Origin of the sequence: Balneicella halophila (genome assembly GCF_003096835.1) — a bacterium.
Taxonomy (GTDB): Bacteria; Bacteroidota; Bacteroidia; order Bacteroidales; family Balneicellaceae; genus Balneicella; species Balneicella halophila.
This window is the reverse complement of the sequence record NZ_QENZ01000005.1, coordinates 11,719-25,380: the sequence shown is the minus strand read 5'-3', so window position 1 is coordinate 25,380 and position 13,662 is coordinate 11,719. Positions and strand designations below refer to the sequence as shown.

The following is a 13,662-nucleotide window of genomic DNA, read 5'->3' as shown; positions in this document are numbered from 1 at the left end:
AATCAGGATAACATGTTGCACATAACTACCCAACATGAGTTAAATTCATTTATAAAACCACGAAAAGGAGAAGTAAAATTAGGCGAAGTTGTTTCTGTGATCAAGAATCAAGAAGATTATCTCGAAGAACTAAAAAGGTCTCCTTATAAATATGTTCTTTTTGGTATTCCGGAAGATATCGGTGTGCGAATGAACCGTTGAGTTGGGGGTGCGTACTCCGCTTACACTCCTGCACTTACTTCATTGCTCAACATTCAAGAAAACCAATTTATTACAGGTAAAGATATCCTAATCTTAGGGCACTTGGACTTTTTCGAAGACGTAATGGACTTTGAATATATGAGTAAAAAAGAAGGAGATGCATTGGTCAAAAAAATTGATAATGAAGTTTCCAGTTTGGTTCAGCAAATCATTGATTGCAAGAAAACTCCTATTATTGTAGGTGGTGGGCACAACAATGCTTATGGCAACCTGAAAGGATTATCGTTAGCCAAAAAAACGCCGATAAACGTGGTCAATCTAGATGCACATACAGATCTTAGAAAATTGGAAGAACGCCACAGTATATTTTTGACACGATTGCTAAAAATGACAATTTCAAACTCAATACATTTGAGCAGATCGCCATATACAAATCACGTGATTTTGATGCGGAACTAGAGCGAGGAATAATGTTTATCAGTGAAAAACCCTATGGTATTGAAATAGACTTGGACTCTATACAGGGATTTCCTAGCAGTGCCATAACTCCGAGTGGTTTCACTCCCGAGCAAGCACGGCGTTTCACTTCGTATATGGCACAAAACAAAAATACAAGCTATTTGCATATCTGCGAAGGTGCACCTGCTATAAGTTCCGATGAACTAACGAGAACTCAAGTGGGAGAATTTCTCAGTTTCCTTATTTCAGATTTTATCAAAGCAAAAAATAAACAGTAACAAACACTTGATTGCACAAAAAAAGACCATCATTTTCAGATGGTCTTTAGTTATGCTTTATCATGTAAAGATAAAGCGTTTATTTTGGTTACTTAATTACAGTACTTGAACGTTAACTGCGTTTAAACCTTTTCTTCCTTGTTCAGTTTCGTACTGTACTTTGTCATTTTCGCGGATATCATCTACTAAACCTGAGTTGTGAACGAAGATGTCCTCACCTGTTTCAGTTGCTGTAATAAATCCAAATCCTTTTGTTGTGTCGAAAAATTTTACTGTTCCTTCTTGCATTTTACTTAATTTTAAATGTTTTATTAATTATTATTTTCTATAATAAAAAGACACATAATGATTTGCGATCTTACAATGGAAACATCCATTCTTTTCAGAAACGCTATTGGTAAAGTTGTTGTGAAAATATAATTGGAAAGATGAGTAAAACTCGATAAAACTAATTGTATTGTAAACGGACTTAAATAGGTGTCTTTTATATTATGGTGCAAACGTACCGCTAATATTTGACACTACCTAATATTACAACAAAATAAATGTAAAATCTTGTAAAATATTAAAATATATAAACCAAATCTATAATATTTTGTTAAAAAATACTTCTTTAGAGTGAATCTAACGGACTTTTTACTTTTGATTTTGAGGTATTTGTTACATGCGTGTAAACTTGTGTAGTTTTAATGCTATTGTGTCCCAAAAGTTCCTGTATAAATCGCAAGTCTGCACCACTTTCCAGTAAATGAGTAGCATAGCTGTGTCGTAATCCATGGATACCTATCTGCTTATGTATATTGGCTTTTTTCATCGCTTTTTTAAAAACAGCCTGTACACTACGTGCAGAATATTGTCCTCCATACTGCCCTTCAAAGAGCCAATCCTTAGGTTTATATTCTAAATAATATTCCCGAAGCAATCCCAATACTGACTCAGGTAAATTTACATAGCGGTCTTTTTTACCCTTTGCACCTCCTATTAAAACTTGCATCCGTGAACTATCGATATGATGAATTTTTAAATTAACCACTTCACTGACTCGCAAGCCCATTCCATAGCACAATTTTAACATTAATAAATGCTTACGGTTTTCAATTTGGTTAAAAATCTTTTTAATTTCACTCTTACTCAACATCTTTGGCAAAACTTGTGGTTTTTTAGGTCGAGGAATATCAAAAAACATTCGTGGCTGATGCAATACTTTTTCATAATAAAATTTAACAGCATTTATTTTGCCATTCATTTTCGCTTCTTTCATTCCCAGCGAATTGATACAATAAAGAAAATATGATTTTAGTTGTTCAGACGTTAATTCATCTACATTTTTATTTTTTAATAATTCTAATAAATGTGTGAATTCAGCGACATAAATACGAATGGTATTTCGGCTATATGCTTTTAACTTCAATTGATGAATAAAACTATTCAACGCTTGCTGATTAACGGGAAGTATTTTTGATTTGTAAAACTCTCCTACCTCTTCTCTCTGCTTAATATTTAGCACACTTCTTACTGATGGCAAATCAGTTAAATACCACATTTTATTTGTGACACTCCACCGAGCCGAAGGAAAGCGCCTTTTCAAGTCATCTTTCAATTTTACAGAATATGGAAAAGCAATCCAAATTACATTTTTACCTTTGCAAGTTCCCTGCTTAAACCTGTACTTTTCTAAATCCATCACTACGCATTTTATATATCAGATGGTAAAGATACATATAATACGCAACAATTGTTACGCAAAATACGCATATGAAATATTCTCATAGACGCCTGATAATCAATAAAAATACAAAATTTCAACAATTATGCATATAATTTAGAGGAATTGCGTATATTTGTGTGTTGTAAACAATGCGCGAAGGTAATTCTGCATTCAATAAAATTAACACTAAACAAAAATGAATATTTTTTTAAAAGGAAGATTGAAAAGTTTCAAATATGCAATAAAAGGATTTTTTTTACTAATTAAAACAGAACATAGTATAATTGCACAATCAATCATTTTTTTAGGTATTATAATTTTAGGTATTCTTTTAGGTATTTCAAAACAAGACTGGATAAATCAAACTTTTGCTATGGGATTAGTGTTAAGTATAGAAGGAATGAATACAGCCGTAGAAAAAACAGCAGATTTTATACATAAAGAACACCACCCAAAAATAGGCTTTATCAAAGATATTTCTGCTGGCGCAGTAACATTTGCAATGCTTACTTTTCTAATAATTTTCATAATAACATACTTACCTTATATCTTAACATATGTTTAAAATCTTTAAAAACAATCGATTATCGCTTGTATATTTCTTTATTATTCAATTCTTAATTATATCATTTATTGTAAGGTTAGTACTTTATATTTGGTCATTTAGTAATATAGATTTTTCTATAATAGCTTTTTTTAAAACTTTGTTTTTCGGGCTGTTTTTTGACATTGGCGTTATTTCATTTTTTACGATTATCTACTTTACCTATTTAATACTTTTTCCTAATAAATGGGTTGGAACTATTTTTGATAAATTATTTACCTATACGTTTTATTTTATAACAACAATAATACTAACCTTTTCATTTTTCGCAGAATTCACTTTTTGGGAGGAGTTTCAAAATAGATTTAACTTTATTGCAGTAGATTATTTAATTTACACCTATGAAGTGGTAGAAAACATCAATCAATCTTATCCAATACCATTGCTTTTACTTATCATATTTCTTTTGGTATTTTTACAATATTTTATTTTAAAAAAACAAAAAGCTTTTACACATACTTTTTCTTTAAAAATAACTAAAAAACAGCAACTATTATTATTTATAGGATTGTTAATCCCCTTGTTTTTTGGTTTTTATATAAGTAATACAGATGCTGAGTGGTCTAAAAACAGATACGAAAACGAAATTTCAAAAGCGGGAATTTATTCCTTTTTCGCTGCTTTTAGAAATAATGAATTGAGTTATACAGATTTTTATAAAACTCAAGATTTAGAATACTCTTTTAAAGATTTGAAACAAAAATTAATAACACAAAATGATACCTTATTTTCAAACGAGCCAAATAGTATTGAACGAACAATAAAAAGTTATAGAACAGAAATAAAACCCAATGTTATCTTTATTTGTTTGGAAAGTTTTAATGCAGATTTTTTAAACAATTTTGGTAATAAAAATAACATAACACCTAATTTAGATTCTTTAATAAACCAAAGTATTTCTTTTGAGAATTTATATGCAACCGGAACAAGAACAGTTCGAGGAATGGAAGCAATTATGTTATCTGTTCCTCCTTCACCTGGAAGAAGCATTGTGAAAAGAAAAGACAACACAAATTTGTATAATATTGGTGATGTTTTTAAAGAAAAAGGATACTCAAGAACTTTTTTCTATGGTGGAGATGGTTATTTTGACAATATGAATACCTTTTTTGGCGGTAATGGTTTTGACATTGTAGATAGAGGTCGAGGTTATCTTTTTGGAGATTCTTTTACAGCAAAAAGAACAAACATAAAAGATAATGAGATTCAATTTGAAAATGCTTGGGGCGTTTGTGATGAAGATATTTATAAACAAGTAATAAAGGAAGCGGATAAAAGTTATTCTAATAAAAAACCGTTCTTTAATTTTATTATGACTACTTCAAACCACAGACCATATACATACCCTAACAATAAAATTGATATTCCATCTGGAACAGGAAGAAATGGTGCAGTAAAATATACAGATTTCGCGATTGGAGAGTTTATCAACAAAATTAAAAACAAACCTTGGTATAATAATACTGTAATTGTATTTATGGCAGACCATTGTGCAAGTTCTGCTGGAAAATGGGAATTGAATGTTGATAAATACCATATTCCAGCAATAATTTATAATCTACCAAACATAGAACCAAGTAAAATTGAAAAACAGACCTCGCAAATAGACTTATTTCCAACACTTTTTGGATATTTAGGTTGGAATTACACATCTAATTTTTACGGGAAAGATATAAATACAATTAAAGAGAATGAACAAAGAGCGTTTTTTGGAAATTACAGAAAACTTGGGTTGCTAAAAGGAAATAAATTAACTGTATTAGGCGACCAAAAGAAAGTATCTTTTTATACTTATGAAAAAATAACCAATACTTTAAATCCTGAAAAAGAAGATTCAATACAATTAAAAGATATTATTTCTTATTATCAAACAAATGATTATCGATATAAAAATGGATTAATGAAACTAAAAAAATAATGCACTGTTTACAACAAAGTGTATAGTTAATGGCGGTTTCGTGCTGAAATTCAAGGTTTTGGCATTTAACAAACCAAGTGCTAAACCGAAAGTTAAGTGCTTCTAAATCCGCCACTAACCATACACAAACCGTTATGTGGCATTAAAAAAACAGCATTGCAATTAAATCGATTATTAGGCATAAACATATATTCAATATAGATTAAATGAAAAATTCAAGAGGTTTACTATATCCAGCCTTACATAAATTTTATAGTGCTTTAAGCAGTTTGGAAAAATTTGAAAAAGGGTCAAACTTCTTCGATAATATAAGCCACTTAGATAATTTTTTTTCAGAATACAGAAACATCACATTTGTTTTGCAAAAATCTTTGGCTAAAACGGAATTTAGTTCTGTTTATGAGCAACTACGAGATAAATTTTTTATTTATGATGTGGGTAAATGGTTTATAGATAAACGGAATAATATAACCAAAGAACAACCATTTGATTTAGAAAAAAGAATAGTAATCAACATCTATTCAGGTAAGAGTATCTATACCCTACCAGAGTTTATTTTTACGATTGAAAATGATGTAGAATTCTCATCTATAGTCGAATCATTAAGGGAGATATTTTTAAATTCAGGTCAAATAGAAGTCTTCTTTTCTGTAGAGTTCATGTTTTATGAGCGAGGACATACAAAAGACTTATACGATAATTTTATTTTAGGAATAACACAAATGAAACAACTTTTGTCTGGTATGAAAAAGGTGTTGAATGAAGATTGTATTTTATCAGAAGAGCTGGAACGAAGAATAGAAAAGATGAATTTTTATCGAGTGCCAAAAGATTTTCTTTTTGTAGACGATTATGTCTTCAATTGTAAAAATGAAAAATTTGAAAAAGCATCTAGAATTGCATTGACTACTGGAGATAGGAAACACAGAGCTTCTATTGAAAATTTAAATCAATTCAAGTCTGATGGAGATATTTTAAGCAAGTTTGAATTAATGCATTTAGTGATTTTCCAAATGCAAAACAAACTAATGCCGACTTGTATGATAGTATACAGTGATAACACTTTTGAATTAAATAGTTTTGAGTTTTCAATCAAAACTACAGTATACAGGAAGTTTAATGAAATCGCAAAACGAATAGAGAAAGATGATATAGTCAATATTCTCTTTGTTACTGAAATGTATGCATACAGTGTTAGTGATATAAAAAATCTTGATAGTAAAGAAAGAATTAAACATGCAAAAAATGAGATTCTATCATTTTTTATGATTGACAATCAGCTATCTATTAAGTCCCGTAGCTATGATACAAAGAAAATTAATGATTTTAAATATATCGCTTCTATCATGAATGCAGATTCAATTGAGCAAAAACTACCTGCGTTTATGAATCCTGTAAAACTAGAATTTGCTAGATTGTTAGGAATTGAAAATGAACATAATAACGCCACATAACATTTTGTATAGTTAACTGTGGGCGCAGTGGTCGTTTCAGCGCCCCCCACACGCCTCAAAGCGGTGTGTATGCGGAAAGGAAATCGCCCGAAAAACCACAGCTAACCATACAATTTACCGTTATATGGCATTTAAGAAAGACACAATGATAAAAACGAAATTAACTATTCTATTTATATTATTCGTTCAAGCAATTTTCGGACAAAAAAATACTGATTATCTATCTGATAATAGGGTTGATTTGAGAACAGATAGTCCAATGATAACAGAAACTGATTTTAACATTATTGGTTTTGGAGCATTACACGGAAGTGCGAAAACGTATGACGCAGAATTAAGTTTGGTAAGTTCATTGGTAGAAAAAAATCTTTTGGATTACTATATAATTGAAACGAATTACAGCCAAGCATATTATTTTCAAGAATACCTTAAAACAGGGAATGAGAAATTATTAAAGGAACTTACTCTTTCTTTTCAAACTATAGTTTCTCAAGAAGGAACAATCGAAACTTTTAATCATTGGAAAAACATTCGTGAATTAAACTTAAAATATCCAAATAAATCAATTAAAGTTATTGGCTGTGACGTTGTAAACGAATATCGTTTTCCAATAAAACACATTTTACACCTCACAAAAGATGATAACAGTTGGAATGAACGAGAAAATTTGAAAAAAGTAAACCTTCAAGTTGATCTAGATTTTGGAATATGGAACAAAGAAATAAACTCAATAGTTAAATCATTTGTTCAAGATTATCTTTCTAATAAAGAAAAATACAAGGAGTTAATTACTGATATTGACGATTTTGATCATATTATTGGTAATATCAATTACAATTTTAAAGAGAAAAGAGAAAGAGAAAAAATCATCTTTGCAAACTATATGTATTTGCATAAAAAACTAAACTTATCAGATAAGAAACAATTTGCCAAATATGGTTACTTCCATATTCAAAAAGAACGTGAAGGAAATTATCCTTCATTTTTCACTCGGTTAATCGAAAACAATGTTTACGAGAGAAATAACGTAATTACAATAATGGGATATTTAACAAAAAGTAAAGTTCTTTGGGACAAAAAATATGATGAAGACGGAAATTATAGAAGCTATACAACTAAAGCAGGTTACGGAATTTCGGATTATTGGAAAGAGTATTTTAAAGGAATTAAAAATCTGAAAAAGGCAAGTCTTTCCGATTTGACTTTGTTTAAACTTAATCAAAAAAACTCACCTTATTCACATGAGACAGATTTAGTAGAGATTAAAATGTTTCTTAAAGACCATAATACAAGAAAACTAAAAGGAAAAAATACTTTACAATTCATAGATTATGCAATATTGATAAGAGAATCTAAAGAACAAGTGCCAATCGAAGAAATGAAGTAAAAACGCCATATAACAAAAGCTAAATTTCATGGGCGGTGACGAGTTGCTTGAGAGTTAGTTCAATTAAGAAACACCAGCAAGCCATATAAATTGGTTTGCAAAAAAATATAAACAAATTTATTCGGCTTGCTTTCGTGCGATTTGGATAGTAAATTCTTTTAAATCGCCCACGCAACTTAGCAAGACCGTTAGCAACAAGGCGAAAAAAGACATGCAATTATAAAAGTTCGGTGCAAACTTGGAGGAATTTATTTTGTTTTTTCTCCCCCCGCAAAAAGAAGAAGGGAAACCCTGACCCACATTGCAGCACATTTCCAAGACCCCACAAGCCAACACCCAAACCAAAGGCTTGTAAAAGAGCTGCAATTCTGCCTACGCACCGGTGCTTAATTGTTACATTTGAGCTTTGAACAAACCGAGATTATTGAAATTAGTAAAATGAAAAAGGAAATAGACAACAAACTCAACTTGAAAAATATCAAACCAACCGCAATGCGACAGTTGGTTTTACAAGTTCTGACAGAACAAAAAACGGCTATTAGTTTGCCTGAATTAGAACAAAAATTTGAAAAAGCTGATAAAGCAACGTTATATAGAACTTTAAAAACTTTCCAGGAACATCAACTCATTCATTCAATTGAAGATGGCTCTGGCTCTTTAAGATACGCACTTTGCGAAGATTTTTGCACTTGCGAACCAGAACATTTACATGTTCATTTTTTATGCAACAAATGCGGAAAAACGTATTGTATGAAAGATTTACCTGTTCCCCAGCCAGACTTACCCAATGGATTTGAATTTTCCAGTGCAAACTTTGTTGTCAAAGGTATTTGTTCAAATTGCAAAAAGTAAGTTTGCAACTCGGTTGCACGAACTATATAGTATTTTTGTAGTTGTAATTATTAGAAATAAGAATTTGCAGATGAAATATATAGCAGTAATATTATCAGTGTATGTAATGGTTTTAACAGCCATACCTTGCAATGATGTACATGCTGGCACAAATTCTGCCACCTTGGAATTGGCGGAACAAAGCCAAAATCACACAAGTGATGTTGATTTATGTTCCCCTTTTTGTTTTTGTCATTGTTGCCAAACACTTTCTTTCCCATCTTTTTTTAATGGTTTATTGTCCAATGTTGAAGTGGTTGCTTTGAATATTACTTTCAAAGAATCAAGATTTTCAAATCATTTTTCTTCTATCTGGCAACCTCCCAAAATATAATCGTTTCATCTTAACAATTTGCTCATATCATTATTATTAATCGTATTCACATTAAAAATTTATAGAAATCAAATGATAAACAAAATAATATCCTTTTCAATAAAGAATAAGGCACTTATCGGGCTGATGACAATCGGACTGATTATTGGCGGAATATATTCTATGACCAAAGTGCCGCTTGACGCCACACCTGACATTACAAACAATCAAGTATTGGTAATCACAACTGCACCCAATTTGGGTACAGAAGACATTGAACAGTTTGTAACCTATCAGGTAGAATTAGCCGTGGCAAACCTCCCTGATGTGACTGAAATACGAAGCGTGTCACGTTTTGGGCTTTCTGTTGTTACCATTGTTTTTAAAGAAAGTGCGGGAACCTATTTACCCCGGCAATTGGTAAGTGAAGCCTTGGCAGAAGTAAAAGAAAAAATTCCCGATGGTTTTGGACAGCCTTTTATGGCTCCAATAAGTACGGGTTTGGGCGAAATCTATCAATACACGCTTGAAGTGCAACCCGGTTACGATACCGTTTATAACGACATGGAACTGCGCACCATGCAGGAATGGATTGTAAAACGACAAATGGCTATGCTGCCCGGAGTGGTAGAAGTAAACTCTTTTGGGGGCAGGGGTAAACAATACGAAGTCGCTGTTAATCCTGATAAACTCAGAAGTATGGGTTTAGCCATTTCGGATATTTTTGAAGCACTTGACGACAACAATCAGAACACAGGCGGCGCATATATCGAGAAAAATTTTCAGGCCAACTTTATCCGTGGCGAAGGGTTGATGCGTTCGTTGGATGATATTAAAAATACGTTGGTTGCAAACATTGACGGGCAACCCATTTTCATCAGGGATGTAGCAGAAGTGAAATTCGGAAGTTTTGTCCGTTATGGTGCTTTTACCAAAGACGGAAAGGGAGAGGCCGTTGGCGGAATCGTGATGATGCTGAAAGGCGAAAACTCAAACGATGTGATTAAGAATGTAAAAGAGCGGATGGCCTTAATTCAAAAATCACTGCCTGATGGTGTTGAAATTAAACCTTTTCTTGACCGCAGTAAGCTCATTAAAAGCACCACATCTACCGTTGCCGAAAACCTGTCGTTGGGTGCGCTGATTGTTATTTTTGTGCTGGTTATATTCCTCGGGAATTTAAGGGGCGGTTTAATTGTGGCATCAACCATTCCGCTGGCCTTGCTATTTGCATTTATTATGATGAACCTGTTTGGGGTGTGGGCAAACCTGATGAGTTTGGGGGCACTTGATTTTGGGATATTGGTAGATGGAGCAGTAATTATTGTTGAAAGTATGATTTTTTACCTTCATCGAAAGAACCTTATAGGCACAAAACTTGACCAGACCAAGCGCAATGAAATTGCCTATAATTCGGCAAGTAAAATGATGAACTCAGCATTTTTTGGGCAGCTCATAATTCTGATTGTTTTTATACCCGTATTAGCCTTGCAAGGTGTCGAAGGTAAAATGTTCATCCCTATGGCAATGACATTTGGTTTTGCTGTATTGGGCGTGGTAGTATTGTGTCTTACATATATTCCTATGATGGCAGCTCTGTTTATTCAGCCGCCTAAAACAGATAAAAAATCATGGGGAGATAAAATAATTGGAAAACTTGAAAAGATATATACTCCTGTAATTGTATGGGCACTGAAAAGAAGCCGGATTGTTATTGTAATCGCTTTGGTCTTGTTAATCTCAGGGGGATTCGTGTTTACACGAATGGGGGCTGAGTTTATTCCCAAACTTGATGAAGGCGATTTTGCTTTTCAGGCTTTTTTAAAGCCGGGAACTTCCTTAACTGAGGTTACTAAAGCTTCAACTCGTCTGGAACAAATTGTTCTGGAAAACTTCCCCGATGAAATAGAAAGTATCCAAAGTAGAATTGGGGTGGCAGATTTACCCATGGACCCGATGCCAATTGATATTGCTGATATTTTTGTGATATTAACCCCACAAGACCAGTGGACAAAAGCTGAATCAAAAGCTGAATTAATTGATAAGGTGAGAGAAAAAGTGAGCGTATTGCCCGGTATCAATTATGAATTTAGCCAGCCCGTTGAAATGCGCTTCAATGAATTGCTAACTGGTATTCGTCAGGATGTTGCCGTTAAACTATATGGCGATGATTTGGAAATGCTGGCTGACAAAGCAGAAGAAATTGCCGGGTTAATTTCTGGAATTGATGGTATTGCAGCCGTGAAAGCTGAAGCAACAAGAGGATTACCTCAGATTACGGTTAATTACGATAGAAATAAGCTTGGTCGGTACAACTTGAATATTAAAGAACTTAATACTATCGTTGAAACTGCTTTTAGTGGCGGTGTTGCCGGAAGCATTTACGAAGGCGAGCGGATGTTTGACCTTGTTGTGCGATTGGACGAAGAACACCGCACAAGTATTGACGATATCAGGAATTTATTTGTTAATCTTCCCGATGGTAATCAAATTCCCTTAAAAGAAGTGGCTGAAATAAGTTACCAGCCGGGGCCGATGCAAATTAGCCGTGACAATACCAACAGGCGTACCTATGTGGGGATTAATGTTGAAGGCAGGGATATTAAGTCGCTCGTAGAGGAAATTCAAACAACTTTAGATGAAAATTTGGAGCTACCGACGGGTTATTATATTCGGTATGGGGGAGCATTTGAAAACCTCGAAAGAGCTTCAAAAAGATTGACTCTGGTAGTTCCACTCGCTTTAGCATTAATTTTCATGTTGGTGTTTTTTGCGGTAAAATCGTTTAAACAAACCCTCATGATTTATGTAGCTGTACCATTTGCCGCTGTAGGTGGTGTATTCTCATTATACTTAAGAGATATGCCATTCAGTATTTCTGCCGGAGTGGGATTTATTGTTTTGTTTGGTGTGGCTGTGTTAAACGGATTAGTCCTCATATCGGGTTTTAATGAACTCAAGGCAGAAGGGAAACTCCATATCAATGATATTATTATAAAAGGTTCTATCAGGCGTATCCGACCAATACTGTTAACAGCATCTACCGATATTCTGGGCTTTCTGCCTATGGCGGTTTCCACGTCGGCAGGAGCAGAAGTTCAACGTCCTCTGGCTACTGTGGTGATTGGAGGAATGTTGACATCAACCTTGTTGACGCTTATTGTGCTGCCCATTCTCTATAAATTTGTTGAAAGTGGCGTTAAAAAAATAAAAATGCCAAAAACAGCTTTAGGGATGTTTACCGTTCTTGTTGTGATTGCAGGTTTGGGAATTTCAGGAAATGCCAATGCGCAGGATTCTGCGTTAACATTGCCACAAGCCATTGAAAGGGCAAAAGAAAACTATCCGGCAATTAAGGCAGCCCAATTGGAAGTCGACAAACAGGAAGCGTTAAAAGCTACGGCATACGAACTGGGAACGACTTCGATTTATACCGGGAAAGAAGAAGTAGGCAACAACGCACCGGGTATTCAAAACAAAATCGGGATTGGACAAACAGACATTGACCTGTTCGGCATACCGGCTAAAAGCAAGCTTGCAAACAGCCGTACCCAACAAGCTTTATCCGGTCAGCAACTTACGGAATACTCGTTGGCTCGTGATGTTAGTCTTGCCTGGTACAATGCAGTCCATGCCAAACAGCAATGGCAGCTATTTAAAGACCTTGACACCTTGTACGCCGATTTTCAAAAAGCCGCTGAATTGAGGTACAAAACACAAGCTACTTCTAAGATTGAATACCTTTCCGCTTCGGCTAAGTACAAAGAATTGCAGGTAAATTTAAAAAAAGCTGAAAGCAACTATTTGGCAAACTTGCAAATTCTGAATCAATACCTATTATACCCGATTGCGGTAGATGTTAACATACAGGATTTGGGGCAGTATGCTTTCAATATAGTTTCCGAAATTGATTCATTGAGCGAAAGCCCGCTGCTGAATTATTATTCAACCGGGATTGATGTGGCAGAATCGGCATGGAAAGCGGAAAAAGCCAATTTCCTTCCAAAGTTAGACTTGGGTTATAAGTGGCAATCGGTTGACGGCAATTCAGGGTTTTATGGTTGGGAAGCAGGTATTTCTGTCCCGCTGGCTTTCTTTTCACAATCGGGCAAAACCAAAGCTGCAAAAATCGACTTCCAAATTGCAAACCAGCAGTACCAGCAAAAAGAACTGGAACTGAAAGCCGGGTACAACCAGCAAATTAGCCGTTACCTTACTTTGCAACAGGTTATCAACTATTATCAAAAAGAAGCATTGCCTCTGGCCGACGAACAAATTCAGGCTTCCAACCTAGCGTACCGTCTTGGCAGTATCGACTACGTTCAATTTATTCAGAATACTGAAGCGGCGATACGTACAAAACAAGATTTTTTAATGCAACAGGCGGAGTACAATGAATTATCTGCCCAATTGAAATATTTAACAGGTAAATAATCGAAAAAATTATAT

The 13,662-nt window shown here is 33.9% G+C and carries 12 protein-coding genes; 10 read left to right on the top strand and 2 right to left on the bottom strand.

Annotated elements, in window-relative coordinates; genetic code table 11:
• Nucleotides 1-12 precede the first annotated feature (12 nt).
• The 3 genes from C7377_RS07200 to C7377_RS07190 are packed head-to-tail and all read left to right on the top strand — an operon-like array spanning nucleotide 13 to nucleotide 938.
• Entirely contained in the window at nucleotides 13-201 is a 189-nt protein-coding gene (locus C7377_RS07200; RefSeq protein WP_116496679.1) for a hypothetical protein, read from the top strand.
• Between the two features lie 42 nt (nucleotides 202-243).
• A complete protein-coding gene (locus C7377_RS07195) occupies nucleotides 244-660 on the top strand; it encodes an arginase family protein (RefSeq protein ID WP_133241471.1) in 417 nt (138 codons plus the stop codon).
• 11 nt (nucleotides 661-671) lie between these two features.
• Nucleotides 672-938 (top strand): arginase family protein, encoded by a 267-nt coding sequence (locus tag C7377_RS07190; protein ID WP_116496677.1) that lies wholly within the window; start codon nucleotides 672-674, stop codon nucleotides 936-938.
• 96 nt (nucleotides 939-1,034) lie between these two features.
• Here the strand turns inward: C7377_RS07190 and C7377_RS07185 are convergent, their stop codons facing one another.
• Complete coding sequence (locus tag C7377_RS07185; RefSeq protein ID WP_116496676.1) at nucleotides 1,035-1,226, bottom strand: cold-shock protein; 192 nt, start codon at nucleotides 1,224-1,226, stop codon at nucleotides 1,035-1,037.
• A 325-nt stretch (nucleotides 1,227-1,551) separates the two neighbouring features.
• A complete protein-coding gene (locus C7377_RS07180) occupies nucleotides 1,552-2,622 on the bottom strand; it encodes a tyrosine-type recombinase/integrase (protein ID WP_116496675.1) in 1,071 nt (356 codons plus the stop codon).
• A gap of 220 nt (nucleotides 2,623-2,842) precedes the next feature.
• On the opposite strand from C7377_RS07180, the gene C7377_RS07175 reads away from it, so the two are divergent.
• The 7 genes from C7377_RS07175 to C7377_RS07145 all read left to right on the top strand — a co-directional run bounded on the left by C7377_RS07175 (nucleotide 2,843) and on the right by C7377_RS07145 (nucleotide 13,647).
• Entirely contained in the window at nucleotides 2,843-3,211 is a 369-nt protein-coding gene (locus C7377_RS07175; RefSeq protein ID WP_116496674.1) for a diacylglycerol kinase, read from the top strand.
• Entirely contained in the window at nucleotides 3,204-5,168 is a 1,965-nt protein-coding gene (locus C7377_RS07170) for an LTA synthase family protein (protein WP_116496673.1), read from the top strand. Before C7377_RS07175 ends, C7377_RS07170 begins: the two co-directional genes overlap by 8 nt.
• Nucleotides 5,169-5,374: 206 nt before the next feature.
• On the top strand, nucleotides 5,375-6,622 hold the full coding sequence (locus C7377_RS07165) for a hypothetical protein (protein ID WP_116496672.1): 1,248 nt from the start codon (nucleotides 5,375-5,377) through the stop codon (nucleotides 6,620-6,622).
• A gap of 124 nt (nucleotides 6,623-6,746) precedes the next feature.
• Nucleotides 6,747-8,009 carry a TraB/GumN family protein gene (locus C7377_RS07160; protein ID WP_116496671.1) on the top strand — a complete coding sequence of 421 codons (1,263 nt, stop codon included), beginning with the start codon at nucleotides 6,747-6,749 and terminating at the stop codon, nucleotides 8,007-8,009.
• Nucleotides 8,010-8,447: 438 nt separating this feature from the next.
• On the top strand, nucleotides 8,448-8,861 hold the full coding sequence (locus C7377_RS07155) for a Fur family transcriptional regulator (RefSeq protein WP_116496670.1): 414 nt from the start codon (nucleotides 8,448-8,450) through the stop codon (nucleotides 8,859-8,861).
• Nucleotides 8,862-8,931: 70 nt separating this feature from the next.
• Nucleotides 8,932-9,234 carry a DUF6660 family protein gene (locus tag C7377_RS07150; RefSeq protein WP_116496669.1) on the top strand — a complete coding sequence of 101 codons (303 nt, stop codon included), beginning with the start codon at nucleotides 8,932-8,934 and terminating at the stop codon, nucleotides 9,232-9,234.
• Nucleotides 9,235-9,306: 72 nt separating this feature from the next.
• Complete coding sequence (locus tag C7377_RS07145; protein ID WP_116496668.1) at nucleotides 9,307-13,647, top strand: CusA/CzcA family heavy metal efflux RND transporter; 4,341 nt, start codon at nucleotides 9,307-9,309, stop codon at nucleotides 13,645-13,647.
• Nucleotides 13,648-13,662: the final 15 nt, after the last annotated feature.